This is a genomic window from Streptomyces sp. NPDC025273 (assembly GCF_040638585.1).
In the GTDB taxonomy this organism is placed as follows: Bacteria; Actinomycetota; Actinomycetes; order Streptomycetales; family Streptomycetaceae; genus Streptomyces; species Streptomyces cinereorectus.
In genome coordinates, this window is sequence record NZ_JBEZYP010000018.1 from 1 (window position 1) to 26,948 (window position 26,948).

25 protein-coding genes, 2 pseudogenes and 1 riboswitch are annotated in these 26,948 nt (G+C 72.5%); of the genes and pseudogenes, 14 read left to right on the top strand and 13 right to left on the bottom strand.

The features are described 5' to 3' along the window. Positions 1-192 precede the first annotated feature (192 nt). From AB0F38_RS25310 to AB0F38_RS25320, 3 genes are all read right to left on the bottom strand, one after another. The gene (locus tag AB0F38_RS25310) at positions 193-366 is read right to left on the bottom strand and encodes a hypothetical protein (RefSeq protein WP_361897654.1); all 174 of its coding nucleotides are present in this window, start codon (positions 364-366) and stop codon (positions 193-195) included. A gap of 58 nt (positions 367-424) precedes the next feature. Beyond that, positions 425-1,591, bottom strand: a complete 1,167-nt coding sequence (locus AB0F38_RS25315) for a serine hydrolase domain-containing protein (protein ID WP_361897657.1) — start codon at positions 1,589-1,591, stop codon at positions 425-427. A gap of 62 nt (positions 1,592-1,653) precedes the next feature. Beyond that, complete coding sequence (locus tag AB0F38_RS25320; protein WP_361897660.1) at positions 1,654-2,847, bottom strand: serine hydrolase domain-containing protein; 1,194 nt, start codon at positions 2,845-2,847, stop codon at positions 1,654-1,656. Between the two features lie 139 nt (positions 2,848-2,986). On the opposite strand from AB0F38_RS25320, the gene AB0F38_RS25325 reads away from it, so the two are divergent. The 3 genes from AB0F38_RS25325 to AB0F38_RS25335 all read left to right on the top strand — a co-directional run bounded on the left by AB0F38_RS25325 (position 2,987) and on the right by AB0F38_RS25335 (position 5,688). Then, entirely contained in the window at positions 2,987-4,231 is a 1,245-nt protein-coding gene (locus tag AB0F38_RS25325) for a histidine kinase (protein ID WP_361897663.1), read from the top strand. 23 nt (positions 4,232-4,254) lie between these two features. After that, a complete protein-coding gene (locus AB0F38_RS25330) occupies positions 4,255-4,935 on the top strand; it encodes a response regulator transcription factor (protein WP_361897963.1) in 681 nt (226 codons plus the stop codon). Between the two features lie 345 nt (positions 4,936-5,280). After that, on the top strand, positions 5,281-5,688 hold the full coding sequence (locus tag AB0F38_RS25335; RefSeq protein ID WP_361897666.1) for a hypothetical protein: 408 nt from the start codon (positions 5,281-5,283) through the stop codon (positions 5,686-5,688). Here AB0F38_RS25335 and AB0F38_RS25340 read toward each other — a convergent pair whose 3' ends face one another. After that, positions 5,689-6,546, bottom strand: a complete 858-nt coding sequence (locus AB0F38_RS25340; protein ID WP_361897669.1) for a hypothetical protein — start codon at positions 6,544-6,546, stop codon at positions 5,689-5,691. A gap of 112 nt (positions 6,547-6,658) precedes the next feature. On the opposite strand from AB0F38_RS25340, the gene AB0F38_RS25345 reads away from it, so the two are divergent. Then, complete coding sequence (locus tag AB0F38_RS25345; protein ID WP_361897672.1) at positions 6,659-7,903, top strand: plasmid pRiA4b ORF-3 family protein; 1,245 nt, start codon at positions 6,659-6,661, stop codon at positions 7,901-7,903. A 130-nt stretch (positions 7,904-8,033) separates the two neighbouring features. On the opposite strand, the gene AB0F38_RS25350 is transcribed toward AB0F38_RS25345, so the two are convergent. Then, the gene (locus tag AB0F38_RS25350) at positions 8,034-8,447 is read right to left on the bottom strand and encodes a DNA-binding protein (protein ID WP_361897675.1); all 414 of its coding nucleotides are present in this window, start codon (positions 8,445-8,447) and stop codon (positions 8,034-8,036) included. Continuing rightward, positions 8,429-8,713 (bottom strand): hypothetical protein, encoded by a 285-nt coding sequence (locus AB0F38_RS25355; RefSeq protein ID WP_093847112.1) that lies wholly within the window; start codon positions 8,711-8,713, stop codon positions 8,429-8,431. The genes AB0F38_RS25350 and AB0F38_RS25355 overlap by 19 nt, the downstream gene beginning before the upstream one ends. Positions 8,714-9,055: 342 nt before the next feature. On the opposite strand from AB0F38_RS25355, the gene AB0F38_RS25360 reads away from it, so the two are divergent. Further along, a complete protein-coding gene (locus tag AB0F38_RS25360) occupies positions 9,056-10,054 on the top strand; it encodes a phosphorothioated DNA-binding restriction endonuclease (RefSeq protein WP_361897678.1) in 999 nt (332 codons plus the stop codon). Between the two features lie 248 nt (positions 10,055-10,302). On the opposite strand, the gene AB0F38_RS25365 is transcribed toward AB0F38_RS25360, so the two are convergent. Together AB0F38_RS25365 and cobN are read right to left on the bottom strand one after the other, a co-directional pair. After that, the gene (locus tag AB0F38_RS25365) at positions 10,303-10,893 is read right to left on the bottom strand and encodes a helix-turn-helix domain-containing protein (RefSeq protein ID WP_361897681.1); all 591 of its coding nucleotides are present in this window, start codon (positions 10,891-10,893) and stop codon (positions 10,303-10,305) included. Positions 10,894-11,247: 354 nt separating this feature from the next. Further along, positions 11,248-14,850, bottom strand: a complete 3,603-nt coding sequence (cobN, locus tag AB0F38_RS25370) for a cobaltochelatase subunit CobN (protein WP_361897683.1) — start codon at positions 14,848-14,850, stop codon at positions 11,248-11,250. 92 nt (positions 14,851-14,942) lie between these two features. After that, positions 14,943-15,016, bottom strand: a riboswitch (cobalamin riboswitch). A 173-nt stretch (positions 15,017-15,189) separates the two neighbouring features. Here cobN and AB0F38_RS25375 point away from each other — a divergent pair. The 3 genes from AB0F38_RS25375 to cobJ are packed head-to-tail and all read left to right on the top strand — an operon-like array spanning position 15,190 to position 18,693. Beyond that, on the top strand, positions 15,190-16,494 hold the full coding sequence (locus AB0F38_RS25375) for a cobalamin biosynthesis protein CobG (protein WP_361897686.1): 1,305 nt from the start codon (positions 15,190-15,192) through the stop codon (positions 16,492-16,494). Positions 16,495-16,540: 46 nt separating this feature from the next. Beyond that, positions 16,541-17,167 carry a precorrin-8X methylmutase gene (locus AB0F38_RS25380; protein ID WP_361897689.1) on the top strand — a complete coding sequence of 209 codons (627 nt, stop codon included), beginning with the start codon at positions 16,541-16,543 and terminating at the stop codon, positions 17,165-17,167. Next, complete coding sequence (gene cobJ / locus AB0F38_RS25385; RefSeq protein ID WP_361897692.1) at positions 17,164-18,693, top strand: precorrin-3B C(17)-methyltransferase; 1,530 nt, start codon at positions 17,164-17,166, stop codon at positions 18,691-18,693. Before AB0F38_RS25380 ends, cobJ begins: the two co-directional genes overlap by 4 nt. 93 nt (positions 18,694-18,786) lie before the next feature. On the opposite strand, the gene AB0F38_RS25390 is transcribed toward cobJ, so the two are convergent. After that, positions 18,787-19,008 carry a hypothetical protein gene (locus AB0F38_RS25390; protein ID WP_361897695.1) on the bottom strand — a complete coding sequence of 74 codons (222 nt, stop codon included), beginning with the start codon at positions 19,006-19,008 and terminating at the stop codon, positions 18,787-18,789. Beyond that, the gene (locus AB0F38_RS25395) at positions 18,990-19,340 is read right to left on the bottom strand and encodes a hypothetical protein (RefSeq protein WP_361897697.1); all 351 of its coding nucleotides are present in this window, start codon (positions 19,338-19,340) and stop codon (positions 18,990-18,992) included. The genes AB0F38_RS25390 and AB0F38_RS25395 overlap by 19 nt, the downstream gene beginning before the upstream one ends. A 21-nt stretch (positions 19,341-19,361) precedes the next feature. Here AB0F38_RS25395 and AB0F38_RS25400 point away from each other — a divergent pair. Beyond that, positions 19,362-19,568 (top strand): annotated as a pseudogene (locus AB0F38_RS25400) (DUF664 domain-containing protein); the annotation flags it as partial. On the opposite strand, the gene AB0F38_RS25405 reads toward AB0F38_RS25400, so the two are convergent. Beyond that, the gene (locus AB0F38_RS25405; protein WP_361897966.1) at positions 19,565-20,344 is read right to left on the bottom strand and encodes a cobalt-precorrin-6A reductase; all 780 of its coding nucleotides are present in this window, start codon (positions 20,342-20,344) and stop codon (positions 19,565-19,567) included. The pseudogene AB0F38_RS25400 and the gene AB0F38_RS25405 sit on opposite strands and share 4 nt — an antisense overlap. 21 nt (positions 20,345-20,365) lie before the next feature. On the opposite strand from AB0F38_RS25405, the gene AB0F38_RS25410 reads away from it, so the two are divergent. Further along, positions 20,366-21,484 carry a cobalt-precorrin-5B (C(1))-methyltransferase gene (locus AB0F38_RS25410; RefSeq protein WP_361897700.1) on the top strand — a complete coding sequence of 373 codons (1,119 nt, stop codon included), beginning with the start codon at positions 20,366-20,368 and terminating at the stop codon, positions 21,482-21,484. A gap of 84 nt (positions 21,485-21,568) precedes the next feature. Here AB0F38_RS25410 and cobM read toward each other — a convergent pair whose 3' ends face one another. Together cobM and cbiE are read right to left on the bottom strand one after the other, a co-directional pair. Beyond that, positions 21,569-22,318 (bottom strand): precorrin-4 C(11)-methyltransferase, encoded by a 750-nt coding sequence (gene cobM, locus AB0F38_RS25415; RefSeq protein ID WP_361897703.1) that lies wholly within the window; start codon positions 22,316-22,318, stop codon positions 21,569-21,571. After that, positions 22,318-23,589 (bottom strand): precorrin-6y C5,15-methyltransferase (decarboxylating) subunit CbiE, encoded by a 1,272-nt coding sequence (cbiE, locus tag AB0F38_RS25420; protein ID WP_361897706.1) that lies wholly within the window; start codon positions 23,587-23,589, stop codon positions 22,318-22,320. The genes cobM and cbiE overlap by 1 nt, the downstream gene beginning before the upstream one ends. 148 nt (positions 23,590-23,737) lie before the next feature. Between cbiE and AB0F38_RS25425 the strand changes: the two are divergent. The 4 genes and pseudogenes from AB0F38_RS25425 to AB0F38_RS25440 form a co-directional block, all read left to right on the top strand. After that, positions 23,738-23,908, top strand: a pseudogene (locus AB0F38_RS25425) (DUF6596 domain-containing protein); the annotation flags it as partial. Positions 23,909-24,022: 114 nt separating this feature from the next. Continuing rightward, entirely contained in the window at positions 24,023-24,631 is a 609-nt protein-coding gene (locus AB0F38_RS25430; RefSeq protein WP_361897969.1) for an HhH-GPD-type base excision DNA repair protein, read from the top strand. A gap of 127 nt (positions 24,632-24,758) precedes the next feature. Then, positions 24,759-26,282: a M28 family metallopeptidase gene (locus AB0F38_RS25435; RefSeq protein WP_361897972.1), complete on the top strand. Its 1,524-nt coding sequence runs from the start codon at positions 24,759-24,761 to the stop codon at positions 26,280-26,282. Positions 26,283-26,605: 323 nt separating this feature from the next. Beyond that, positions 26,606-26,902, top strand: coding sequence for a type II toxin-antitoxin system VapB family antitoxin (locus tag AB0F38_RS25440; RefSeq protein ID WP_003955420.1), 297 nt, complete (start codon positions 26,606-26,608; stop codon positions 26,900-26,902). Positions 26,903-26,948: the final 46 nt, after the last annotated feature.

Sequence of the window (26,948 nt, forward strand, 5' to 3'; positions counted from 1 at the left end):
TCCCCTCTAACCCGTGCCCGAGTATCTAAGGGGCCCGCCCCGCACTTGGCTCGGCTGGAGTACTCCAGCCGAGCGTCTGCGTGATCTACTCACCACCTAGAACCAGGCGGTGTTGCGACGACCCCTTGAACCCAAGAAACCGGCCGGGGCCTTCTGCGTTCACCATGGCTGAGTCTCGGCCCTGGCTCCGCATCAGCTGTCCTCACTCGGCACACGGCCGAGTTCACAGACCGGGCAGCCCAGCGCAGCGGAGGCAGCGGCGCGCTCGATCGGAGTGATCAGCAGAGGGCTCTTGGCCCGCTGCGCCGGCATCCAGGCCGGAGTGAAGCCTCCGGTCGGCTGTCCGAGGTCGCGGATGTCTCGCACGCTGCCCTGGCCCTCGCGCTCCCAGCGCCAGCGGCCCCACTCCTGACCTCGGCGGGGTTCAGCGGCACAAGGCGGTGTCCACGGCGCGCTCGAGATTCCTCCGGCCCGCCTCGTCGGTGAGCTGCATGGTGAGCGCGACGCTGGTGGCGCGGCCGTCGTCGGTGGCGCCGCCCCGGGACTCGTACCCCGGGAAGCTGCCGCCGTGGCCCCAGGAGAGGCCGCCGCACGGCAGCGGTCTGCTGACGAGTCCAAGTCCGTAGCGGGCGCCGGGGCCGAAGGTCGCTTCGGCGGGGACGGTGGAGCGCATCTGGGCGAGCTGGGCCGAGGGCAGGAGGCGGCCGGCCAGGAGTGCGCTGAAGAAGCGGTTGAGGTCGGAGGCGGTGGAGACCATCTGGCCTGCCGCCCAGCCCCAGGAGGGGTCGATCTCCGTGATGTCGCGCAGCGGCGCGTCCGCCGATTCCCGGTAGTAGCCGTGGGGGTGAGGCTCCCGGATGCTCGCGTCACCGGGGGCGGGGAAGTAGGTGTGGCGCAACCCGGCGCGTCGGACGACGCGCCGGTCGATCTCGTCGGCCAAGGGGCGGCCGGTGACCCTCTGGATGAGCAGGCCGACGAGCACGTAGTTGGTGTTGCTGTACTTCCAGCTCGTCCCGGGGGCGAAGTCGGCCGGGTGCCGGAGGGCTGTGGCGAGCAGTTCACGGGGGGCGTAGTACCGGACGTCGTCCCCGAGGTGGTTGCTGTAGTTGGGGAGTCCGCTGGTCTGCTGGAGGAGCTGGCGGACGGTGATGCGCCGTCCGTCGATCCCCTCCCCGCGGACGAGGCCGGGCAGGTAGGTGTCGACGGAGGCGTCCAGGTGCACCCTCCGCTCCGCGACGAGCTGGAGGACGACGACCGCGACGAAGGTCTTGGTGTTGCTGCCGATCCGCACCTGCCCGTCGACGGGTACCGGTGCACCGGTGGCCAGGTCGCCAATCCCTGCGGTGTAGGTCCGGATGCGGCCGTCACGGTCCTTGACACTCGCCAGCGCGGCGGGCATCCCGCCGTCGCGCACCAGCGCGTTCAGGCTCTGCTGGACGGCGTCCGGACTGGCGGCTGAGGTGGCGGGCGGGGCCAGGGCTCCCAGCGCCATGACACCGATGGCCACCGCGGCCGCGGCGGGCAGGGCCCGTCGCCGCGTGCCCTGCTGCCGGCTCGGCGAGCGAAACACTTGGCGTGTCAGTCCACGCATGAGTCAACTCCTGAGGAATCGTTGGATCGTCGTTCGGGTTGCCGGGCTGCCGGGTGCGTGATTCAGCCGCACAGGGCCCTGGCCACGGCGTTCTTCACGTGCTGCGTGGCCGCCTCGTCCGTCGGGATGCTGGTGACCGCGACGTTGGCGGCGCGGCCGTCGTCGGTGACACCGCCCCGGGTCTCGTACCCCGCGATGTCGCCGCCGTGGCCCCAGTAGACGCCGCCGCACGACAGCGGCCTGCTCGTGAGCCCCAGCCCGTAGCGGAGGCCGGAGGTCCCGGCGGGGACGGTCGTGCGCATCTCGGCGAGCTGGGCCGCCGGGAGGAGGCGGACGGCGAGGAGCGCGGTGAAGAAGCGGTTGACGTCGGAGTTGGTGGAGATCAACTGGCCTGCGGCCCAGCCTGCGGAGGGGTCCATCTCCGTGAAGTCGCGCAGCGGTCCGTCCGCCGGGTTGCGGTGGTAGCCCCGGGGGTGCGGCTCTCGGATGGTCATCTCGCCGGGGGCGGGGAAGTAGGTGTGGCGCAGCCCGATGCGCTTGATGATGCGCCGGTCCATCTCCTCGGCGAGGGGGCGGCCGGTGACCTTCTGGACGATCAGGCCGGCCAGGACGTAGTTGGTGTTGCTGTACCCCCACGTCGTCCCCGGAGCCGCGTCGGCCTTGTACCGGAGGGCGATGTCGAGCAGCTCGCGGGGCTCGAAGTACCGGTTCCTGATCTCGTCGTCGTCGACGTGGATGCCGTACTCGGGGAGTCCGCTGGTGTGCTGGAGGAGCTGGCGGACGGTGATGCGGCGCCCGTCGATCCCCTCTCCGCGGACGAGGCCGGGCAGGTAGGTGTCGACGGTGGCGTCGAGGCCGATCTTCCCTTCGCCGACCAGCTGCAGGACCACGACCGCCGTGAACGCCTTGGTGTTGCTGCCAATCCGTACCTGGCCGTCCCTGGGCACCTTCGAGCCGGTGGTCAGGTCGCCGACTCCTGCGGTGTAGGTGCGGGTGCGGCCGTTCCGGTCCTGGACGCTCGCCAGCGCGGCGGGCATGCCATCGTCGCGCACCAGCGTGTTCAGGGCCTGCTGGACGGCGTCCGGCCTGGCGGCGGCAGCAGCGGAGGCGGCGGAATCGGAGGCGGCGGGCGGGGCGAGGGCGCCCAGCGTCATGACACCGATGGCCACCGCGGCCGCGGCCGACACGGCTCGTCGCCGCCTGCCGCCCTGCTGCCGGGTCGAGGAACGAAGGCCCTGCCGGGTCTGAGCACGCATAAGTCAACTCCTGGGAATCGTTTGGTCGGGGCACGATCCTTGTTTCCAGGGCCCTCTGACCGCATCGCGGGAAGGCGGGAGAAATCGCTCCCCCGATCGGGGGAGGCTGCCGGTGGGCTGCCCGGCGATACTGGCGACCATGATCAGGGGAATTCGGCTGCTGCTGCTGCGCGGCTCCACGTACTCAGGTGTGCTGTTCGCCTATTGCGGCGCGTTGGCGAGCCTTCCGCTGCTGCCTTTCGCCCTGTTGCCGGCGCTGTCGTGGCGATCCGCACCTGAGAGCGTGCAGATCGTCCTGGTCCTGCTGGTCTGGGCGGTACTGGTCGGCGTGGTCGGACTGGCGCGCCCCGTACGGCGAGCGCTGGTCGTGTCCGCCCGCCGGCTGCTGCGGGTGCCGCTGCCGAATCCGGTGGCCGGTCGCCGGACCTCCGGTTCACTCGGCCTCGACCGCTGGCGGACCCCGCTCTGGCTGGTGCTGCACGTGGCCGTCGGGTGGACGGGGGCACTGGCGAGCGGGGTGCTGTTCATCATGGGCCTCTCCCTGCCGGTGAACTGGCTCGGCGGCGAGGTGCGGGCGAGCCTGTTCGGCACGTCGGTCCGGGTGTCGGGCGGGTGGAGCTGGGTGGTGGCGGCCGTGTGCATCCTGCTGGCGGTCGCCGTCTGCGTACTGGCGACGAAGGCCCTGCAGTGGTCGGCGCCACGGCTGCTGGGGCCGTCGGCGGCCGAACGGCTCGCGCTGGCTGCCGAGCGGGAACTGCTGCTGGCCGAACGTAACCGGATTGCCCACGAGTTGCACGACTCGATCGGGCACACGCTGACGGCGGCCACCATCCAGGCGGCGGTGGCGGGCGAGGTGCTCTCCGCCGACCCGGCGGCGGCGCGGGCCGCCATGCGCAGCATCGAGGAGTCGACGCGGGCCGCGCTGGAGGACCTGGACTACGTGCTCGGAGTGCTGCGCGAGGAACAGTCGGGGACGGCACCGACCCGGACCCTGGCCGACCTCCCCGAGCTGCTGGACCGCCTGCGGCACGCGGGGACGGTGGTGGAACCGGAGCTGTCGGGCGAGCTGGCGCAGGTACAGGGGACGCTCTCCCGGGCGGCGTACCGGATCCTCCAGGAGGGGCTGACGAACGCGCTGCGCCACGGGGCGGGCGGCCCGATCGAGGTCCGGGTGGCGGCCAGGCCGAACGGACTGGACCTCACGGTGGTCAACCGGACCGGGGCACGGACGGGGCCGGACACGGGAGCCTTCCCGACCTCCGGCCACGGTCTGCCCGGACTGGCCGAGCGCGTCCGGCTGCTGCACGGTGACTTCCAGTCCGGCCCGGACGGGACGCAGCACTGGCGGCTGGCCGTCCGGTTGCCGGTACGGGTGTCGGCGTGAGTGGATCCGACGCGGGCGAAGGCATGGCCCTCCCCGCAGTCGCCGGCCCCTCCGTCACCCTCCTGATCGCGGACGACGACGACGTGACCCGCAGCGGCCTGGGCATGCTGCTCACCGCACAGCCGGGGATCACGGTGGTCGGCGAGGCCGCCGACGGCGTCGAGGCGGTCGACCGGGCGCGGAGCCTGCGGCCGGACGTGGTCCTGATGGACGTCCGAATGCCGCGTCGCAACGGGATCGAGGCCACCCGCCAACTGCTGGCCGAAGCGGCCGACCCGCCGAAGATCGTGGTGATCACCACCTTCGAGAACGACGGCTACGTCACCGCCGCCCTCAGCGCGGGCGCCAGCGGCTTCGTCCTCAAACGCCTCCCGGTCCGCCAGATCGCCGAGGCGGTCCGGGTAGTGGCGGCGGGCGAAGCGGTCCTCTTCCCGGCCGCACTGGGCCGCATGGTCGCCGCCCGCCCGCTGGGCTCCGCCGAGGCCCTGCCGCAGGCTGCCCTGACTGGTCGGGAGGAGGAGGTACTGCGCCTGATGGCCACTGGGCTCTCCAATCCGGAGATCGCGGAGTCCCTCACGGTGAGCCTGGAGACGATCAAGACCCACGTCGGAAACGTGCTGACCAAGCTCGGCGCGCAGAACCGAACCCATGCTGTGGTGATCGCGTACGAGTCCGGCCTGGTGGTCCCGGGCTTCGCCGGCTGACCGGCTTCCGCTCCTCTTCACGGTCGCCCGCACGGATCTCCGGTCTCAGTCCTGGTCTCATTCAGCCCCGTCCGGAGCTGTTCGGACGAGGCCATCTCAGACCCTCCGCCGCAGGTCAGGACAAGTACGGCCCTCGCCGAACCCCCCAGCGAACACCAGTTCCCAGGCCGGGCAGCCCAGTGCCGCAGAGGCGGCAGCCCGCTCGACGGAAAGGATCAGCGTGGGGTGGCGTGACCGCTGTGCCGGCATACGAGGCAAGGTGAAGCCTCCGGTCGGCTGCCCCAGCGAGACCGTCGACCCGCCAACCTTCGCTGCCGCTGGCCTGGTCACTGGGAGTATGGGCGGGTGAGTGCTGACGTGTTGGGACGCTGGGTGCCGGATCGTCCCGAGGATGTGGCCGCGGTCTTCACCAAGGCGGACTTCCCGTGGTGGATCGCCGGTGGCTACGCGATCGAACTCGCGGTCGGCCGCGTGCTGCGCGCACACGGCGATCTCGACGTGCTCGTCCTCCGGCGTGACCAGGCTCTCGTACGTCAACTGTTGGCCGACTGGGACCTGTACGTGGCGGACCCGCCCGGCCAGGGGGAGCTTCGGCCGTGGCGTCCTGGAGAGGTCCTGCATCCGCCCCCCCATTACCTTTTTGGTGGCCCCGCAATGGGGCTCCCGGCCTCCGGGCCCGGCATGACTTCCCCCTTGTTAACCATGATCCGAGGGATGGTGTCACCGAGCCCGGAGGCACTGACTGACCGCTGATTAGGGGCATGACCACCGACTCTTTCGCAAGTCGGGAGGCTCTTCGTAATGTGGATGTGGCGATCGGTGCCGTGGACGAGGCCGGGCAGAAGCACGACCGGAGGATGCACGTGATCGACACCGGCGACATCGACGTCTTCCTCGGCCTGGACGTCTGCAGTTGTCCGGACCGCAGGTGCGCTCGAGGGTCTGGACCACCTTGCGCGGGTTGTCGTAGGGGCCGGAGAGGTAGAACGGCTTGCCGTCCCGGCCGAAGCCGATGACGGGCCGGTCGCCGGGCGGGGCACCCAGGTGCACTGCGACGTCGGCGAAGCCGCCCGCGGGCTCGAAGCCAAGACCGCGGGCGTAGGCGACCGCATCGTGCACGATCGTCTGCGCCTGCTCTACGCCGATCGGCACCGGCCGATGATCGAAGGCCGAGTAGAACATCGGTACGTAGGTGGTCAGGGATCCGGGCCCCATCACCTCGGGCTCGGTGACGTTCTTGACTCCCAGGCAGTAGACATCCACCAGGATCCCGGTGACGGTCACCCGGCTGGCACGTTCCTGGCGGGCCAGGAGAATCTGGGCGAAGCCGCCCGTGCCCGGGTCGGGCTCCTGGCCGAGAGGGCCGGCCGCCGCCCACTCCGGGGCCTTGGCCATGTGCAGTCCCGTGCTCCAGCCCGCGTTGACCCAGCAGCCCACCACCGGCCGCTCATCCGGCGCGATGTTCGCCAGTGCCACCTCGGCGGCCCGTCTGACCAGCGCGGTGGCCTGGGCCGGGCGCAGCCCCAGCGCCTTCGCAATCTGCTTCGGCGCGCCGCCGCGCTCCTTCATCTCCCGGACCCGGGCCAGCACTTCCTCGTCGCGCGTTGCCACCGTCACAGACTGCCACTTCCGTGTCGCCCCATGCGAAGCACAGGGTGCGTCGGCGGTGCTGCCATCCTGGGTTCGGGTGATACGGGACACGAACCGGAACGGGCAGGTCGGCATGGGTGAGACAGTGGGCAGGACCGTCGAGCAGGTGCGAGCGCTGGTCGGCTGGGTCGGCACGGGCCGCAAGTTGACCCAGACCGGCCGTGTGACGCTTGCCGACGCGCGAGCACTGGTGGAGGTTCTGGGCACCGGCGACCGGATGGACCCGGTGATCGGGGACCGTACATTCAGGACGAAGTCCAGCGAGGAGCTGTACCACCTCACCCTGCTGGTCGAGTGGGCGAAGGCGGCACGACTGCTGCGGACGGCGGGCGGGCGCCTGCTGCCGGTGAAGAAGAACGCCAAACTGCTGGACCACCCCGACGAACTGCGTGGCGCCCTGTTCTCCGCGCTGCCGCACATCGGCCCGGCCGTGACGGTCTCCGGTTGGCTGGAATCTCTGCTCTCGCACGAGTACGACCGGGGTCTGCGGGCGTTGCTGCACCGGCTGTACGCGGCCACAGCCCCGGTGCCGCTCAGTGACCTGTACGAAGTGGTGTGGCACGCGGTCAGCCCGCTGTACGTGCTCGACGACCTGTCCCCCGACCGTCTGGGGCATCTGTGCACCGCCAACGACCACGACGTCCAACGGGTCTTGAAGGCCCTCGCCTCCCTAGGCGCTGTCCACCTCACGGAGGACACCGCCGAGTTGACGGCGGACGGTCGCATCGAGACGGCCTGGATGCGCGGCGAGCCGGAGCCCGGCGACGCGGTGTTGCGGATTTTCGTCGAGCTCGCCGATGTGGACGACCCCCGGGTTTGGCGGCAGCTGCTGGTGCCCGCCTCGATCCGCCTGGACCGGCTTCACTCCGTGATCCAGGAGGCAATGGGCTGGCAGAACTGCCACATGCACGCGTTCACCATCGGCGGCGTCCGGTACGGCCGTCCCGACGGCGAACTCGGATTCCGCGACGAGCGCACCGCCACACTGGGCGCCCTGCTCAAGTCGGGTGCCCACTTCGTGTACACGTACGACTTCGGGGACTCCTGGGAGCACCTCGTCACCGTGGAGCAGTTCCAGACAGCCACAGCCGGGCTTCACTATCCGCACTGCGTGGACGGTGCCGGGGCGTGCCCGCCCGAGGACTGCGGCGGCGCCCCCGGCTACAGCGATCTCAAAGTGATCCTCGCCGACCCTGCGCATGAGGAACACCACGCCATGCTGGTGTGGCTCGGCCTGCGGTCCGCCAGGGAATTCACCCCTGACCGTTTCGCGCCGGACGAGGCCAACACGCGGCTGCCGCACCTCGCGGCACCGTGATAGACGAGGCGTCCGGCCACGCAGCCGTTCACGGCCCTGGTGCTGCCGACCGGTCCACCGGCCCCGCCGCGCTCGGACAAGGACGTACGGGCCGACCTTCCGTCCCCGGCGTTCGGGTCTTGGGCGTCGACTACACGGCGACGAGGCGCACTCTGTCGCCGCAGAGCTTCGTCATGTCGTCGATGTCCGAAGTGAGTATGACGACCGGGCGGCGCTGACGCAGCGCCGTCTCGGCCACGGCAGCGTCGATGGCGTATTTGTGACCATGCAGCCCAGCGTTGATCAGCATGGCTGAGGCGGCCTTGGCCTCCTCGTCGCCGATGTGCACGATCCGCACGCCGGACAGGACCCAGGCGAGCCGCGCCTTGTCGGTCCGGCGATGCACCGCTTCGATGATGGTGAGTGCGCTGATGACCACCTCCATGCCCCGCTTGCGGGCTTCGGCGATGAGGGCGACGACGGGCTCGTGATCACTGACGAACTTCGACAGGCCCTCGCAGCCGAGAACGAGGGTGCCTTCGTGGCTCAGCTTGCGGCGGGCCACTGCCCCTCCTCGGCGAACACCTCGTCGAAGACCCTGCGTGCCCGCTCCTGCTCATGCTCGGAGATCGGCCCCTGCCGGCGTTCGTAGTCGGCCAGGTACTCATCCAAGATCTGACCGCGCAGCTCGCGCTCCACCGCTTCGGTGATGAACGCGGAGAACTCACGCTTGCCGACCCGTCGGCGGATCGCCTCCGCCGTCCCCTCGGGGAGGGAGAGGCTGACCCTGGTGGCCGGCCCTTCGCCGACGCTGTACGGAATCTCGCCCATGGGACCGACATTATCAAACAAGTAGGAATTTGACCTGAGGGCTGCGGCACCCGCCGAACGACGCGAGCCGCGCACCCGTCACCTCGTGGTCTCAGTTCTGGTCCCGTCCACCTCTGCACGACGCCATCCGAGTGGGTGGTCCACACAGGTAGTCCGCTCGGTCATGCGCTTCACTCCGTAGCTCTAGCCGGCAAGTCAACCTGATCATTGCGGCCGTGCGAGACCTTGGGAGGGGAAAATCGGGAAAGGAGTCCTGGGCGCGGTCGGCCAACTTCCCGTAAAGGAGGATGCATTCAGGCAGTGTCGGACCCGTATCGACGAGCCCCACTACGATCGCCGACCATGGACTGGGTCGAGCGCACCGCACAGTTGAGGCAGTGGACGAGGAGCGGGGCGCGGGCTCCGCACAAGCCGTTGCTGTTCCTGTACGCGCTCAGCCGGTTCCAGCAGGACGCCGACGACGTGCTGCGGTACAGCGCGGTGGAGGAGGACCTGCAGCGACTGCTCGCCGAGTACGGTCCCGGCAACCGGACGACGCCCGCCTATCCCTTCCACCATCTGGTGAGTGACGGCGTGTGGGAGGTACGCACCGAGCGCGGGCCTGGCAGCCCCGGGACCGGGGTCAGGGAACTGCGTAGCTCCGGCGCCGCCGGGCGGCTGACGCCGGAGCTACGGGCGGCGCTCCGGCGGGAGCCGTCCCTGCTCGGCCGGATGACGCGGGTGCTGCTCGATCTGAACTTCCCGCCCTCCCTCCACGGAGAGCTGTGCGAAGCCGTCGGCCTGGAGCTGGAGGAGGCCGAGACCCGACCGCTCTCGGCCGCGCGCAGGCAACGGGACCGCCGGATGCGGGAGTTGGTCCTCACGGCGTACGAGTACCAGTGCGCCTTCTGCGGGTACGACGGCAGGATCGGCGCGGTGCCGGTCGGGCTCGAGGCCGCCCATGTGCGCTGGTGGGCGTTCGACGGACCGGACGACGTCGAGAACGGGCTGTGCCTGTGCTCGCTGCACCACAAGCTGTTCGACAAGGGCGTACTCGGTCTCGGCGAGGACCGTGGCGAGGGCCGTGGCAAGGGCCACCGCATCCTCGTCTCACAGAGTTTCGTCGGCCACAGCACCGCCGCCCGCGACGGCGTCATCACGCTCGCCGGCCGTCCGGTCATCGGCCCCCAGCCGGGCGTCCCGCCCATCGCCGCCGCCCACCGTTCCTGGCACACCGGCCAGGTCTTCCACGGCAACCCACGTCCCGCCGGCGCCCGAACGGGTGTGAACAGCTCCGGCCCTGACGCCGGGCCACAGCCTCCGGCTTCTCCACCCGGTCAGGGAACCGGTCCGCGAAGGTGACCCTGCGGGAGCCTGCCGAGGAGGGAGCGTCTCGCCGTCCCACGGGCACTCGTCCAGCCACACGCTGCCGCGGTCCGGTCCCTGGACGACGCGTCAGAGGCAGTAGCCGCGTCCCTCGTGGCTGACGCCGATCGCCCCGGACGTCCGCCAGATCGATGAGCTCGTCGTCCTGCTCCCACCGGGCACGGTGTGCCGTTCCGGCTCCGACGACGATGCGGCCTTCCTGGCGGCTGGGCCCCGCCTCCGGCTCAGTGCGGCCGGCGGAGCCCTTCGATGAGGAGCTCGACCAGTCGGCGTGGATCGTAGCGGGGGTCACGGTCGTCGCCGATACAGAGGTTCCCGACGCCGCGCATGAGCTCGTACGCCTTCAGGCCGGACCGGATCTCACCGGCCTCGGCCGCGGCGTCCAGCAGTTGGGTGCACACGGGCACGAGGCGGTCGAGGAAGTACGCGTGCAGTGTGTCGAAGCCCGCGTCGTCGGACTGCAGCACGGCGGCGAGTCCGTGCTTGGTGACCAGGAAATCGACGAAGAGGCCGATCCATCGCCCCAGTGCGGCGTGCGGAGTCGCGCTGGTCGCCAGCAGGGCGGGGCCTGCCTCGGCGCAGGCCTCGATCTGGTGGCGGTACACGGCGATGATGAGATCCGCCCGCGTCGGGAAGTGGCGGTAGATCGTGCCCATCCCGACACCGGCCTCGGCCGCGATGTCGCGTACCGGTGCTTCCACGCCCGATGCGACGAAGACCGCGGCGGCCGCGTCGAGCAGGGTCTCCTTGTTACGCCGGGCGTCCGCCCGTGTGGCACGGGTCGCGCGCCCTGCGCCCTCGTCGCTGTCGTTCACCGCGCCGCTTCCTCCACTACCGGGCCGCCCAGACGGAACAACGTCCCGAACCGTTGGCGGAGCAAGGTTCCGTTTGCTCATCATGCCGGAGCAGGGGACCCGCGACCAGTCCAGGTGTTGCTACCGCCTCCGCCCGGAACGGAGGAACACGGTCCTGCGTACCGCACCTCGGACCGCACCGGCGCGCAGGTCGGCTTCCTCGTGCTCGGCGCGTCGGACTTCGGCGCCGTCGGGCGCACCACCCGGGCCGTGGCCACGCTCCCGTCGACGCCGCCCTCGACGGCGGCACCCCCGTCGTCGTCGACCGATGCCGCACCCGGAGCGGCCCCGGGCAGGGGCCGCCCGGCCGCCCGCTCAGTCCTCGCCCTCCAGGTCGCCTTCCGTCTCCAGGAAGACCTGCCGCAGCGCGTCGAGCACCGCCGGGTCGGGCTTCGCCCACATGCCGCGGGACTCGGCCTCCAGGAGGCGCTCCGCGATGCCGTGGAGCGCCCAGGGGTTGGCCTGCTGGAGGAACTCGCGGTTCGTCGGGTCCAGGACGTACGTCTCGGTGAGCTTGTCGTACATCCAGTCCGCGACCACGCCGGTCGTCGCGTCGTACCCGAACAGGTAGTCGACGGTCGCGGCGAGCTCGAAGGCGCCCTTGTAGCCGTGGCGGCGCATCGCCTCGATCCACTTCGGGTTGACCACGCGGGCGCGGAAGACCCGGGACGTCTCCTCGACCAGGGTGCGGGTGCGGACGGTCTCGGGGCGGGTCGAGTCGCCGATGTACGCCTCCGGGGCGGTGCCCTTCAGCGCGCGTACGGTCGCGACCATGCCGCCGTGGTACTGGAAGTAGTCGTCCGAGTCCGCGATGTCGTGCTCACGGGTGTCGGTGTTCTTCGCCGCCACCGCGATCCGCTTGTACGCGGTCTCCATCTCGTCCCGGGCCGGGCGTCCGTCCAGCTCCCGGCCGTAGGCGTAGCCGCCCCACACCGTGTACACCTCGGCGAGGTCGGCGTCCGTACGCCAGTCGCGGGAGTCGATCAGCTGGAGCAGCCCGGCACCGTACGTCCCCGGCCGGGAGCCGAAGATGCGGGTGGTGGCGCGCCGCTCGTCGCCGTGTTCGGCGAGGTCCGCCTGCGTGTGGGCCCGTACGAAGTTGCGCTCGGCGGGCTCGTCGAGGGAGGCGGCCAGGCGCACGGCGTCGTCGAGGAGGCCGATGGTGTGCGGGAAGGCGTCCCGGAAGAACCCCGAGATGCGCAGCGTGACGTCGACGCGGGGGCGTCCGAGCTCCTCGTACGGGATCGCCTCCAGGCCCGTGACGCGGCGCGAGGCGTCGTCCCAGACGGGGCGTACGCCGAGCAGGGCGAACGCCTCGGCGATGTCGTCGCCGGCGGTACGCATCGCGCTCGTGCCCCACAGGGACAGGCCGACGGAGGTGGGCCAGTCACCGTTGTCGGCGCGGTAGCGCTCCAGGAGCGAGTCCGCGAGCGCCTGGCCGGTCTCCCAGGCGAGGCGGGACGGGACGGCCTTCGGGTCGACGGAGTAGAAGTTACGGCCGGTCGGCAGGACGTTCACCAGACCGCGGAGCGGGGAGCCGGACGGTCCCGCGGGGACGAAACCGCCGTTCAGCGCGTGGACCGCGTGGTCCAGCTCACCGGTCGTCGCGGCGAGGCGGGGCACGACCTCGCGGGCGGCGAAGCCGAGGACGTCGGCGACGGCCCGCGGGTGCCCGGCGGCCACGCCGGCGACGGCGGCCGGGTCCCAGCCGGCGTCCTCCATCGCCTGGACGAGCGCGCGGGCCCGCTCCTCGGTCTCGTCGGCGGCGGTGCGGGTGGCCGCGGACTCGTCCAGGCCGAGCGCCTCGCGCAGGCCCGGCAGCGACGCCGTCCCGCCCCAGATCTGGCGGGCGCGCAGGATGGCGAGGACCAGGTTGACCCGGTCCTTGCCGGCCGGTGCGCCGCCCAGGACGTGCAGCCCGTCGCGAATCTGGACGTCCTTGATCTCACAGAGCCAGCCGTCGAGATGCATGATGAACTCGTCGAAGCCCTCGTCCTCGGGCCGGTCTTCGAGACCGAGGTCGTGGTCGAGCTTCGCGGCCTGGATCAGCGTCCAGATCTGGGCGCGGATCGCGGGCAGTTTCGCGGGGTCCATCGCGGCGATCTGCGCGTGCTCGTCCAGGAGTTGTTCGAGGCGGGCGATGTCGCCGTAGCTGTCGGCGCGGGCCATGGGCGGCACGAGGTGGTCGACCAGGGTGGCGTGCACACGGCGCTTGGCCTGGGTGCCCTCGCCCGGGTCGTTGACCAGGAACGGGTAGACCAGCGGCAGGTCGCCCAGAGCGGCGTCGGGGCCGCAGGCGGCGGACAGGCCGGCGTTCTTGCCGGGCAGCCACTCCAGATTGCCGTGCTTGCCGAGGTGGATCATCGCGTCGGCGCCGAAGCCGTTGTCGTCGGCGGACGCGGCGATCCAGCGGTACGCGGCCAGGTAGTGGTGCGAGGGCGGCAGATCGGGGTCGTGGTAGATCGCGATCGGATTCTCACCGAAGCCGCGCGGCGGCTGGATCAGGATCAGCAGATTGCCCCGGCGCAGGGCCGCGAGCACGATGTCGCCCTCGGGGTTGCGCGACCGGTCGAGGAACATCTCACCGGGGGCCGGACCCCAGTGCCGCTCGACGGCCTCACGGAGGTCGGCGGGCAGCGTGGCGAACCAGCGGCGGTAGTCGGCGGCGGGAATCCGGACCGGATTGCGGGCCAGCTGCTCCTCGGTGAGCCACTCCTGGTCGTGGCCGCCGGCCTCGATCAGCGCGTAGATCAGCTCGTCGCCGTCGCCGGAGACCAGCCCCGGGATCTCTTCCTCGGGCCCGAAGTCGTAGCCCTCGGCCCGGAGCCTGCGCAGCAGGGCGACGGCACTGGCGGGGGTGTCGAGGCCGACCGCGTTGCCGATGCGCGAGTGCTTGGTCGGGTACGCGGACAGGACGAGCGCGATCCGCTTCTCGGCGGCCGGGATGTGGCGGAGCCGGGCGTGCCGTACGGCGATACCGGCGACCCGTGCCGCGCGCTCGGTGTCGGCGACGTAGGCGGGCAGGCCGTCCTCGTCGATCTCCTTGAAGGAGAACGGCACCGTGATCAGGCGGCCGTCGAACTCCGGCACAGCGATCTGGGTGGCGGCGTCCAGCGGGGAGACGCCCTCGTCGTTCTCCTCCCAGGCGGCTCGCGGGCTGGTGAGGCAGAGCGCCTGGAGGACCGGGACGTCGAGGCCGGTGAGGGCGCCCGCGTCCCAGGACTCGTCGTCGCCCCCCGCGGACGCGGTGGCGGGCTTGGTGCCGCCCGCGGCGAGGACGGTGGTCACGATGGCGTCGGCGGCCCGGAGTTCGTCGATGAGCTCGGGCTCGGGGGTACGGAGCGAGGCGACGTACAGCGGGAGGGGGCGGGCCCCCGCGTCCTCCACGGCGGTGCAGAGCGCTTCGATGAACGCGGTGTTCCCGCTCATGTGGTGGGCGCGGTAGTAGAGCACCGCGATGGTGGGCCCGGTGACGTCCGCACGGGCCGTCCGCTCCAGCGGGCCCCAGGCGGGGGCGGGGGCGGGCGGCTCGAAGCCGTGGCCGGTGAGCAGCACGGTGTCGGAGAGGAACCGGGCCAGCTGTCCGAGGTTGGCGGGGCCGCCGTGCGCGAGGTAGGCGTGCGCCTCGGCGGCGATGCCGATGGGGACGGTGGACGCGGCCATCAACTGGGCGTCGGGGGCTTGTTCACCGGTCAGCACGACGACGGGCCGGCCGGTCGCCAGCACCTGGTCGAGCCCGTCCTGCCAGGCGCGTACGCCACCGAGGAGGCGTACGACGACGAGGTCGGCGCCGTCCAGCAGCGCGGGAAGTTCCTGGAGCGGGAGCCGCGACGGATTGGCGTACCGGAAGCTGACCGGTCCGCCGGAGGCACGGGCGCTCAGCAGGTCGGTGTCGGACGTCGACAGGAGCAGGATCATGCGGCGTCAGGCCTTCCTCGGGGTGTCCACGCCCCGGGCAGTGTCGGAATGAGGTCTCCCCTGCTCGGGCGGAGCCGGGCGTTGGGGGAAAGGAGTTCCTGACTCGCCCGGTGGTGGACCGGGCTCACAGTGGCGGGACCGCGCCGGAATCTCACCGGGCTTCCTCCCATGTCGCCGTCTGGCGTCGGCGGGCCGTACGGACCGCCGCTAGGCATAGTAGGCGGCAGGTGGGGGGGCGTGACCAGACGGCCCCTCACGGAGCGCGGACCTCCGGCGCCGGGCGGCCGGGTGTCCTGCGGCTCACAGTGACCGCACGGGTGCGCCGTAGTCACGGTGGGTATGCTCGCCGCCATGTCCGCATCCCCCATTTCGCCCCGGTCCCCGGGCGATTCGTGTGCCCGGAGCAGTCCTGACGCCTGCCCCGGAACACTGCGTCTGCACCAGGCGGACGACGGTGCGCTGGCACGGGTCCGCATACCCGGCGGGGTGCTGACGGCGGCTCGGGCGGAGGCTCTCCTGGAGGCCGCCCTGCGGCTGGGCGACGGTGAGTTGCATCTCACCTCGCGCGGCAACGTGCAGCTGCGCGGCCTCGACCCGGACTGCGGTGCGGAGTTGGCCCGGCTGCTGGGCGGGGCCGGGCTGCTGCCCTCCGAACGCCATGAGCGGGTGCGCAACGTCGTCGCCTCCCCCCTCTCGGGTCTCGACGCCCTCGGGTCCGCGGACATCGGACCGTGGCTGGCCGAACTGGACCGCCTCGTCTGCGCCAGCGACCGCACCACCGCTCTCTCCGGCCGGTTCCTGTTCGCGCTCGACGACGGCCGCGGCGATGTCGACGCGCTCGGCGCCGACCTCGCCCTGCTGGCCCGTGCCGACGGCAGCGCGATGCTGCGCGTCGGGGACACGGACACCGTCCTCCGCGTCCCGGCCGCCGACGGGCCGCGCGCCGTCCTTCTCGCCGCCGGAGCCTTCCTGGACGCGGCCCGTGACTCCGGCGCCTGGCGGGTGAAGGACCTGCCCGCCGACGCGGCGGCCACCCTGGCCGGCGAGGTCTCCCGACGGCTGCGGAACGCCGGGATCACCGTCGCACCGGCCTCCCTCCCCCGCCCGCCCGAAGCCTGTCCCCCGGCCCCGGGGCCCGTGCGGGGCAACCGCCGTGAGGTCGCGCTGTCGGTCGGCGTACCGCTGGGACGCCTGGACCGGGAGCAGTGGCGGCTCCTGTCGGGCGCCGGCGAGCTGAGGCTCACCCCGTGGCGCGGCGCCGTCGTCACCGGCGCCGCACCCGACCGCGTGGACGGCCTCCTCCGCAGCCTCTCCGAGGCAGGTCTGATCGTCGGTCCCGGCTCGCCGTGGGCCGGAGTGGGAGCCTGCGTCGGACAGCCCGGCTGCGCGAAGTCGCTGGCCGATGTGCGGGCCCAGGCGGGGGCCGCCGTCGGACCGGCCGGACGCCTCCCTGTGTACTGGTCCGGGTGCGAACGCCGGTGCGGCCATCCGCACGGGGAGTGGATCGACGTGGTCGCCACCCCGGAAGGACACCGGATCTCCCACGTACGGGGGGACCGGACCACCGCCGCGGCGACGATCCGGGACAACCCGGCCGCGCTCGCCGCCGCGGTGGCGGCGGCGCGGAACGCCCGTACCGCCTGACCGTCCAGAACCCGTTGCAGCCCTGAAGAAAGAAAGCGACAGCACTGTGCATCAGTACGAGAAGGACGGACCGGCGATCTACCGCCAGTCCTTCGCCACCATCCGCGCGGAGGCGGATCTGGCCGGGCTGCCCGCCGACGTGAGCCAGGTCGCCGTCCGCATGATCCACGCCTGCGGCATGGTCGATCTCGTACGCGATCTCGCCTTCTCGCCGAGCGCCGTGGCCGACGCCCGCGCGGCACTGCGCTCCGGTGCGCCGATCCTGTGCGACGTGGCCATGGTCGCCAGCGGTGTCACCCGTAAGCGCCTGCCCGCGGACAACGACGTGATCTGCACCCTGTCCGACCCGGCCGTCCCCGGGCTGGCCGCGAAGCTCGGCACCACCCGCAGCGCCGCCGCCCTGGAGCTGTGGCGCGACCGGATGGAGGGAGCCGTCGTCGCCGTCGGCAACGCGCCCACCGCGCTCTTCCGGCTGCTGGAGATGATCGAGGAGGGCGCTCCCCGCCCGGCGGCCGTCATCGGCGTACCGGTCGGCTTCATCGGGGCCGCCGAGTCCAAGGAGGCCCTGGCCGTCCACCCGTCCGGTCTGGAGCACCTGATCGTGCGCGGCCGGCGCGGCGGCAGTGCCCTGGCGGCCGCCGCCCTCAACGCGATCGCCAGCGAGGAGGAGTGAGCGTGAGCGAGCAGCAGACCTCCGGCGGCACCGGGCGGCTGTACGGCGTCGGGCTCGGCCCCGGCGACCCGGCCCTGATGACCGTGCGGGCCGTCCAGATCATCGCCGAGGCCGATGTCGTGGCGTACCACTCCGCCCGCCACGGCCGCTCCATCGCCCGCTCGATCGCGGCGCAGCACATCCGCGCCGACCACATCGAGGAGGCGCTGGTCTACCCCCTCACGACGGAGACCACGGACCACCCCGGCGGCTACCGGGGCGCACTGGACGAGTTCTACGCCGAGGCAGCGGCCCGGCTCGCCGTGCACCTCGACGCCGGACGCACCGTCGCCGTGCTCGCCGAGGGCGACCCGCTCTTCTACGGCTCGTACCAGCACATGCACAAGCGGCTCGCACACCGTTACACCACCGAGGTCATCCCCGGTGTCACCTCGGTCAGCGCCGCCGCCGCCCGGCTCGGCACCCCGCTCGTCGAGGGCGAGGAGGTGCTGACGATCCTGCCCGGCACGCTGCCGGAGGAGGAGCTGACGGCACGTCTGGCGGCCACGGACTCCGCGGTGGTGATGAAGCTGGGCCGTACGTTCCCCGCCGTGCGCCGCGCGTTCGAGGCGTCCGGGCGGCTGCCCGAGGCGCGGTACGTCGAGCGGGCCACGATGGCCGGTGAGCGCACCGGGGACCTGGCGGACACGGACGCCGGCTCGGTGCCGTACTTCGCGGTCGCGGTGCTGCCCAGCAGGATCGACGCGCCCCGCCCCTCACCGGCAGCGGGCCCGGGCACCGGCGAGGTGGTCGTCGTGGGCACCGGCCCCGCCGGACCGCTGTGGCTGACGCCCGAGACGCGCGGGGCGCTCGCCGCCGCCGACGACCTCGTCGGCTACACAACGTACCTGGACCGGGTCCCGGTGCGCCCGGGGCAGCGGCGCCACGGCTCCGACAACAAGGTCGAGTCGGAGCGCGCCGAATTCGCCCTGGACCTGGCACGCCGGGGACGCCGCGTGGCCGTCGTGTCCGGTGGTGACCCGGGAGTCTTCGCCATGGCGACGGCCGTGCTGGAAGTGGCCTCGCAGGAGGCGTACACGGACATAGCGGTACGGGTGCTGCCCGGGGTGACCGCGGCCAACGCCGCGGCCGCCCGTGCGGGTGCTCCGCTGGGCCACGACTACGCCACCCTCTCGCTCTCGGACCGGCTCAAGCCCTGGGAGGTCGTCGCCGAACGGCTGCGCGCGGCGGCGGCGGCCGACCTGGTGATGGCGCTGTACAACCCCGGCTCCCGCAGCCGGACCTGGCAGGTCGGCAAGGCCCGCGACCTGCTGCTGGAGCACCGCTCCCCGGACACACCCGTGGTGCTCGGGCGCGATGTCGGCGGGCCTGCGGAGAGCGTGCGTACGGTGCGGCTCGCCGATCTCGACCCGGCGGAGGTCGACATGCGGACGATCCTGATCGTGGGTTCCTCACAGACCCGTTGGGTGCGGCGGGGCGACGGCCGGCAGATCGTCTGGACACCGCGCCGCTACCCGGAGGGCTGACCCGCAGCTCGGGCGCCCGGGGCCGCCCGAGCGGTAGCGGAGCGACGGGCACCGGTCGGGGACCCGGCCGGTGCCCGGACGGACGGTCCCCGCTCAGCGGTCGCGGACCCACTCGGCCAGCCTGCCGACGGACCCGGACGCTTCGGCCGGACTGCGGGCCGCCCGCTCCAGCTCCGCCGTGAGACGGGCCGTCCGCTCGCGCTCCGCGGAGTCGTCCGCGGTGACGACGGCCGTGCCCCGGTATCCGATGGGGCCCTCGTCGTACCGCTGGTAGTAACCGCTGAAATCGTCCGAGGCTACTCCGGCGAACCGCACGCCGGAGAGCTGTACCTCGCCCACGCCCCCGTTGGCGGTGATCTCGAGGCGGCCGGGGCGGCGCCGATCCGGAACGTCCTGCTCTCGAAGCGCTCGGGGAAGCTCTGCCCGGTCCGGGAGTCCAGCTCCGTCCACCGGCTGCCGTCCCGCGAGCCCGACAGGGTCCACTCCCGGGGGTCACGGTCCGGGAAGTCGTTGGCGGACGTCAGCGTGTAGCCGGTGAGGGCGGTGGGACGGTCGAACTCGAATTCCACGGTGGCCTCGCACTCGCCTGCCAGCCACTTCGCCCGGGAATCCCGCAGCAGATTCCCCGCGACCTCCCCCGCCGCCACGTACTCGTCGCTGACCTCGACTACGAGGAGGCACTGCCCGTGTGGCAGGCCGAGATCGACCGGGCCCGGGAGAACTGCGCGTCCCGCGCACTCGACGACACCAGTCCCTTCATGGGCGGCCAGGTCACCCTGCGCCGGCTCTCCACGCACATGATCGGCGAGTACGCCCGTCACTGCGGCCACGCCGACCTCGTCCGTGAACGGATCGACGGCCGCACAGGCGTCTAGGACCCGCCGCTGGAGGACCGGGCTGCCGGTCCTGCGAGGTCCCGCAGCCAGGCGAGGGCCTCCTCCGGGGTCCCGGCCACCGGTACGCCGCCGGGGACCGGCGGGCGGCGCACCACGACGACCGGGATCCCGGCCTCGCGGGCGGCGGTGAGTTTGGGGGCGGTCGCGTCGCCGCCGCTGTCCTTCGTCACGAGGACGTCGATGCCGTACCGCCGGATGAGCTCCCGCTCCCCGGCCAGGGCGAACGGTCCCCGGTCCAGCAGGACCTCCATCCGTGCCGGGTGCGGGGCTTCGGGGGCGTCCACCGAGCGCATCAGGAACCACAGCGAGTCCAGCCCCGCGAACGCGGCCAGGCCCATGCGCCCCGTCGTGAGGAAGACACGCCGCCCCAGCCCCGGCAGGAGCTCCGCCGCCCCCGCCAGGGAGCCGGCCATGTGCCACCGGTCGCCGTCCGAGGGCACCCAGCCGGGCCGGCGCAGCGCCAGCAGGGGAACATGGACCGAGGAGGCGGCCGAGGCCGCGTGGAAACTGATCGTCCCGGCGAAAGGATGGGTGGCGTCGATGACCGCATCCACTCGGTGTGCGCGGAGCCATTCCGCCATGCCGTCGGCTCCGCCGAAACCGCCGACGCGCGTCTCGCCCGGCGGGAGTTTCGGACGGGCCACCCGGCCCGCGAGCGAACTGGTCACCCGTGTCGCGGGCAGTCCGTCCGCGGCCACCAGGCACTCGGCGAGGCGGCGGGCCTCCGTCGTGCCACCGAGAACGAGTACGTGCAAGGGCATGGGACCGGTCCATCCATGAGCAGTGAGGCGCAGGGCGGGCGCAACGCCCAACTCAAGCACACCGGTCTGCGGCCGGGATGGACGACCGGTGCCTGTGCGACGGCCGCGACCACGGCCGCGTACACCGCGCTGCTGACCGGCGAGTTCCCCGACCCGGTGACGATCACGCTGCCCAGGGGCCAGACCCCTGCCTTCGCCCTCGCGGTGGAGGAGCTCGCCGAGGGGCGGGCCACGGCGGGCGTGGTCAAGGACGCCGGCGACGACCCGGACGTCACGCACGGCGCGCTCGTACGCTCCACCGTACGGCTGCTCCCGCCGGGGTCCGGGGTGGTGTTCCGGGCCGGGCCCGGCGTGGGCACGGTGACGCTCCCGGGCCTGCCGCTCGACGTCGGGGAGCCCGCGGTCAACCCCGTACCCCGCCAGATGATGCGGGACCACGTGGCACGGGTGGCGGCGGAACACGGGGACGCCGGAGACGTCGAGATCACGATCTCGGTGGACAACGGCGAGGAGATCGCACGTTTCACGTGGAACATTCGCCTGGGCATCCTGGGCGGGCTCTCGATCCTGGGCACGACGGGCGTCGTGGTGCCGTACTCCTGCTCTGCCTGGATCGACTCGATCCGCCGGGGCGTGGACGTGGCGCTGGCGGCCGGGCACACCCATGTGGCGGGGTGCACGGGCTCGACCTCGGAGAAGACGGTGGTGGCCGAGTACGGGCTGCCGGAGATCGCCCTGCTGGACATGGGTGACTTCGCGGGTGCGGTGCTGAAGTACGTACGCCGTCATCCGGTGGACCGGCTGACGGTCTGCGGCGGGTTCGCCAAGCTGTCCAAGCTCGCCGCCGGTCACCTGGACCTGCACTCCGGCCGTTCCCAGGTCGACAAGCCGTTCCTGGCGCGGCTGGCGCGGCAGGGCGGGGCGAGCGAGGCCCTGGCCGCCGAGATCGAGGTGGCCAACACCGGTCTCGCGGCGCTGCAGCTGTGCAGGGCGGCCGGGGTGCCCCTGGGCGACCTGGTGGCGGTGGCGGCCCGGGACCAGGCGCTGTCGGTGCTGCGCGGGGCGCCGGTGGCGGTGGACGTGATCTGCGTCGACCGGGCGGGCACGGTGGTGGGCCGGAGCGAGGTGCGCTGACGGTGCCGCGGGGCGGGTTCCCCCGGCCGGTCGCGACGCCGCGACCCGGCCGGGGGGCCGGTGACCCGCAGTCCGGGAGTGCGCTCAGCAGGTGTGGCGGTCCCTGGTCGGGGAGTACAGGTGACTGTCCCGGAACTGCTCCGCGCCCAGCGTCCGGCCCACCATGATCACCGCGGTCCGGACCACGCCGGCCGCCTTCATCTGCTCCGCGATGGAGTCCAGCGGTCCGCGCAGGATGATCTCGTCCGGACGCGACGCCATGGCCACCACCGCGGCCGGGCAGTCGGCCCCGTAGTGCGGCAGCAGTTCCTCGACGACCCGGTCCACGTACTGCGCGGCCAGGTGCAGCACGATCAGCGCACCGCTGCGGCCCAGCGTGGCCAGGTCCTCGCCCTCGGGCATCGCGGTCGCGCGCTGGGCGATGCGCGTGAGGATCACCGTCTGCCCGACCGTCGGCACCGTCAGCTCACGCTTCAGCGCGGCCGCCGCCGCGGCGAACGCGGGTACCCCCGGCACGACCTCGTACGGCACGCCCGCCTCGTCCAGCCGTCGCATCTGCTCGTTGACCGCGCTGAAGACCGAGGGATCGCCCGAGTGCAGCCGGGCGACGTCGTGCCCGCCCTCGTGCGCCCGGACCAGCTCGGCGGTGATCCGGTCGATGTCGAGCTGCGCGGTGTCCACGAGCAGGGCGTCCGGCGGGCACTGCGCGAGCAGCTCGCGCGGGACCAGACTGCCCGCGTACAGGCAGACCGGACTGGCGGCGAGGATCCGGGCGCCGCGCACGGTGATCAGGTCGGCGGCGCCGGGGCCCGCGCCGATGAAGTACACGGTCATCAGTTGTCTCCTGAGGGGGTCGGATGGGCCTTGCGTACGGACCACTGCGTGACGGGCATGGCCTGCCGCCACCCCGTGAACCCGCCGACCGGCACCGCGTGGGCCACCGCGAGCCGCACCAGGTCGCCCCCGAACCGCCGGTACCGGTCCGCGAGCAGCGCCTCGGACTCCAGCGTGACGGTGTTGGCGACCAGCCGGCCGCCCGCGGGCAGGGCGTCCCAGCAGGCGTCGAGCAGGCCGGGGACGGTGAGTCCGCCGCCGATGAACACGGCGTCGGGCACGGGCAGTCCGGCCAGGGCCTCCGGCGCCCGGCCGCTGACCACACGCAGCGCGGGGACACCGAGCCGGTCCGCGTTGCGGAGGATGCGCCGCGCACGCTCCGGGTCGCGCTCCACGGTGACCGCGCGGCAGGACGGATGGGTCCGCAGCCACTCCACCGCGATCGAGCCGGAGCCGCCGCCGACGTCCCACAGGAGCTCGCCGGGCGCGGGCGCGAGCACGCCCAGAGTGGCCGCCCGCACATGCCGCTTGGTGAGCTGTCCGTCGTGCTCGTACGCCTCGTCCGGCAGACCCGGTACGGCGCCGAGGCGCAGGGCGTCCGGGGTGGCCCGGCAGTCCACCGCGATGACGTTGAGCGGGTCGCCGGACGGATGGGTCCAGGTGTCCGCGGTGCCGTCCAGGCAGTCCTCGTCCGTGCCGCCCAGCTGTTCGAGCACCCGCATCCGGCTCGGCCCGAAGCCGTGGTCCCGCAGCAGGGCCGCCACCGCGGCGGGGGTCGCGGAGTCGGCGCTGAGGACCAGCAGCCGGCGCCCGTCGTGCAGCGCGGCGGCCAGCCGGGCCGTGGGACGCCCGACGAGCGTGACGGTCTCCGTGTCCTCCACGGGCCAGCCGAGCCGTGCGCAGGCGTACGACACCGAGGAGGGGTGCGGCAGGACGTGCAGCGCCCCGGCCCCCAGCTCCTCGGTGAGGGCCCGCCCGATGCCGTAGAACATGGGGTCCCCGCTGGCCAGGACGGCGATCCGGCTGCCCGCGTGAGCGGCGAGCAGGCCGCGCACGGCGGGCCGCAAGGGGGAGGGCCAGGGCACGCGCCGCCCCGCGCACACCGGCGGGAGCAGCCCCAGCTGGCGTTCACCGCCGATCAGGACCTCGGCGTCCAGGAGCGCGGAGCGCGCCGCGTCCGGCAGACCCGCCCATCCGTCGGCGCCGAGTCCCACGACGGTCACGACGGAAACGGGCAGGGGGGCTGGGGGTACGGATGACGCGGGGGGCACAGCCTGCACCTCGGTGTTTCGGTGGATGACGCAGCCGAACTCTACTGGGACGTGGTCGCGGGCCTGCGCGGCGGAGTGATTTCGGGAAACCCCCGCGTGGTGCCGAGAACCCGCCCCGGGCTCCGGCGTCCCCTGTGAGAGCATCCGGCTGACCCGTTGCGTACGCGGGCTCCTGCCCAGGGAGGGCCGGGTCACCGGCCTGCCGGCGCTCATGCCGCTCACCGAGGCCCGCAGTGCTGCCCGCGGCGGACCGCACGGAGAGCTGATCCCGCTCTACGAGCAGGCCCGCACCCGCTGGGACCACGAGGCGGCACGCTCAGCGCACCCTATGGCCCGCTGTCTGCGCGCGCGGCCCGGCTGGTCCCCTGACACGGCGGAGCCGTACGCACCGCCGGGAATGCGGAACCCCGCCGCTCTCGCGATCATCGAAGACATGACCAAGAGCGACGACGGCGAGGCCCGAACCGTACGGATCGCCCAGCAGCCGGAGGCGGACGAGCTCCTGGGACGCAGTCCGCTGGCCGCCCTCGTCGGCATGCTGCTGGACCAGCAGGTGCCGATGGAATGGGCGTTCACCGGACCCTTCACCCTGGCCGGACGCATGGGATCGGACGATCTGGACGCCCAGGAGATCGCCGCGTACGACCCGGAGGCGTTCACCGGACTCTTCACCGCGAAGCCCGCGCTGCACCGCTATCCCGGCTCCATGGCCACACGGGTGCAGCAACTCTGCCAGTACCTGGTGGCGGAGTACGGCGGGGAGGCGAGCGCGGTCTGGGCGGACGCCGCGACCGGTGCCGAGCTGCTGGAACGGCTCCACGCGCTGCCCGGCTTCGGCACCCAGAAGGCGCAGATCTTCCTGGCACTGCTCGGCAAGCAGTTCGGTGTACGCCCCACGGGGTGGCGGGAGGCCGCCGGGCCGTACGGCGAGGCGGGCTCGCACCGCTCGGTGGCCGACATCACCGGGCCCGACTCGCTCGCCGAGGTGCGGGCGTACAAGCAGCGGGCGAAAGCGGCGGCCAGGGCGGGCCGGTCCAAGTGATCACGAACGGGCCACACAGCGGTCCGCGACCGGTCCCGGGGTTCACAGGGCCCGGCCCACTCGCTAGCTTTCCTGCACATCCGTTCACACCGGAAGGACTCCTGTGCACGCAACTCGTCGCAGAGCCATGGCTGTCGTGGCCGCCACCGCCCTGGCCACACCGCTCCTCCTCGCCGCGTCCCCGAACCCGGGACCCGCGTCGCACGACCCGGCCAAGGCCGCCGCGAAGCTGTCGCGGCAGCTCGTGCGCGACGCGTCCGCCGAGGACGCGTACCGGCATCTGCAGCGCTTCCAGGCGATAGCCGACTCGGCTCAGGGCCACCGCGCGGCCGGCTCGCTCGGCCACGACGCCTCCGCCGCCTACGTCTACCGGCTGCTGCAGAAGGCCGGCTACGAGGTCGACTACCAGTCGTTCGACTTCGTCTACACCGAGACCCTCGCCGAGAAGCTCTCCGTGGTCTCCCCCACGCCACGTGACGTCGACATCAAGGCGATGACGTACACGAGGTCCACCGAGGCCGGCGGCATCCGGGCGGCCCTCGTCGCCGTCCCCGTCGACGGCACCACCGGCTGCGAGGCGGCCGACTACTCCTCCGCGGCCTTCACCGGGAAGATCGCGCTGATCAAGCGCGGCGGCTGCTCCTTCGCCGTGAAACAGGCCGCCGCCGGCACCGCGGGTGCGGCCGGTGCGGTGATCTACAACAACACCGAAGGGGTGCTCTCCGGCACCCTCGGGGACGTCACGTCGGGGAAGATACCCACCGGCGGGGTCACCCAGGCGGAGGGCGAGAAGCTCGTCGCCGACCTGGCCGCGGGCGAGGTGACGGTCTCCTTCGAGATCCGCGAGCTCCAGGAGGAGCGCACCACCCGCAACGTCGTCGCGGAGACCCGCCGCGGGGACGCGGCGAAGACGGTCATGCTCGGCGCGCACCTGGACTCGGTCACCGAGGGCCCCGGGATCAACGACAACGGGTCCGGCTCGGCCGGTCTCCTCGAAGTCGCGCTGGAACTGGCCGAATCCCGCAAGCAGCCCGCCAACAAGGTGCGGTTCGCCTGGTGGTCGGCGGAGGAGAACGGGCTGCTCGGCTCGGAGGCGTACGTCGCGAAGCTCTCCGAGGTGCAGCGCGAGCAGGTCGCGCTCTACCTCAACTTCGACATGATCGCCTCGCCGAACGGCGCGCAGTTCGTCTTCGACGGCGACGACTCCGACGGCGTGGGCGAGGGCCCCGGCCCCGAGGGATCCGCCCAGCTGGAGCGTGACATCACCGACTTCCTGGACCGGAAGGGCGAGCCGCACACCGGCACGGACTTCACCGGCCGCTCCGACTACGGGCCGTTCATCGAGGTCGGCATCCCGTCCGGCGGGACGGACACGGGCGCCGAGGGCATCAAGACGGCCGAGCAGGCCGAGACGTTCGGCGGCACGGCCGGCGTCGCGTACGACCCGTGCTACCACGCGGCCTGCGACGACCTGGACAACGTCGACATGGCGCACTTCGACACGAACATCGACGTGATCGCGAACGCCGTGGGCACCTATGCCTTCGACCTCCGCTCCCTGACCCGTCCGGTCCCCACCGCTCCCACCACCGGTGAGCCGGGCAGCGGCGGGGGGCTGCGCGAGGGCCACGCGCACGGCGTCACCGAGTAACGCGATCCCGTGCGTCACGCCCCGCGCGGCAAGTCCCGCTCACCGCCCGGGGCGTGACACCGGAGACCGACCGCGACGCCTCCCGTCCCGGTCGCGCCCGACGGACCGGACCGGGGACCGCAGGCCCCTCGACCGCCTGCCGCACCGGCGAGTGACCCCGCCGCCACGGCCCCGTCGAGCGCCAGGCGGTCCGCCACGTCCCGGCTCCCGCTCCCGCCCACGCCGAGACCTGTCCGTTTTGCATCGTTCGGTAGCGCTTTGACCGTCGGCACGGTCCCATCCTGTGGCTGCGCCCGGAGGCCCTTGCCCGGTAGGCTTTCCGTGTGATCTTCAAGCGCATCGGAAATGGGCGGCCATATCCCGACCACGGCCGGGAAAGCACCCGGCAGTGGGCGGATGTCGCGCCGCGCCCGGTCCGCCTCGACCAACTGGTGACCACCAAGGGCCAGCTGGACCTCGAGACCCTCCTCGCCGAGGACTCCACGTTCTACGGCGACCTGTTCGCCCACGTCGTGAAGTGGCAGGGCGACCTCTACCTCGAGGACGGCCTGCACCGTGCCGTGCGCGCCGCCCTGCAGCAGCGTCAGGTGCTGCACGCGCGCGTCCTCGAACTCGGCTGACCCCCGCACCACTCCCACCCATGGGCCATTTCGGGCCTTTCGGGTG

Bases quoted from the DNA above. Each gene is read 5' to 3' on its own strand.
- AB0F38_RS25315 (WP_361897657.1), bottom strand. From the start codon at position 1,591: ATGCGTGGACTGACACGCCAAGTGTTTCGCTCGCCGAGCCGGCAGCAG.
- AB0F38_RS25320 (WP_361897660.1), bottom strand. From the start codon at position 2,847: ATGCGTGCTCAGACCCGGCAGGGCCTTCGTTCCTCGACCCGGCAGCAG.
- AB0F38_RS25325 (WP_361897663.1), top strand. From the start codon at position 2,987: ATGATCAGGGGAATTCGGCTGCTGCTGCTGCGCGGCTCCACGTACTCA.
- AB0F38_RS25330 (WP_361897963.1), top strand. From the start codon at position 4,255: ATGGCCCTCCCCGCAGTCGCCGGCCCCTCCGTCACCCTCCTGATCGCG.
- AB0F38_RS25345 (WP_361897672.1), top strand. From the start codon at position 6,659: ATGGGTGAGACAGTGGGCAGGACCGTCGAGCAGGTGCGAGCGCTGGTC.
- AB0F38_RS25355 (WP_093847112.1), bottom strand. From the start codon at position 8,713: ATGGGCGAGATTCCGTACAGCGTCGGCGAAGGGCCGGCCACCAGGGTC.
- AB0F38_RS25360 (WP_361897678.1), top strand. From the start codon at position 9,056: ATGGACTGGGTCGAGCGCACCGCACAGTTGAGGCAGTGGACGAGGAGC.
- cobN (WP_361897683.1), bottom strand. From the start codon at position 14,850: ATGATCCTGCTCCTGTCGACGTCCGACACCGACCTGCTGAGCGCCCGT.
- AB0F38_RS25375 (WP_361897686.1), top strand. From the start codon at position 15,190: ATGCTCGCCGCCATGTCCGCATCCCCCATTTCGCCCCGGTCCCCGGGC.
- AB0F38_RS25410 (WP_361897700.1), top strand. From the start codon at position 20,366: ATGAGCAGTGAGGCGCAGGGCGGGCGCAACGCCCAACTCAAGCACACC.
- cobM (WP_361897703.1), bottom strand. From the start codon at position 22,318: ATGACCGTGTACTTCATCGGCGCGGGCCCCGGCGCCGCCGACCTGATC.
- AB0F38_RS25430 (WP_361897969.1), top strand. From the start codon at position 24,023: ATGACCAAGAGCGACGACGGCGAGGCCCGAACCGTACGGATCGCCCAG.
- AB0F38_RS25435 (WP_361897972.1), top strand. From the start codon at position 24,759: ATGGCTGTCGTGGCCGCCACCGCCCTGGCCACACCGCTCCTCCTCGCC.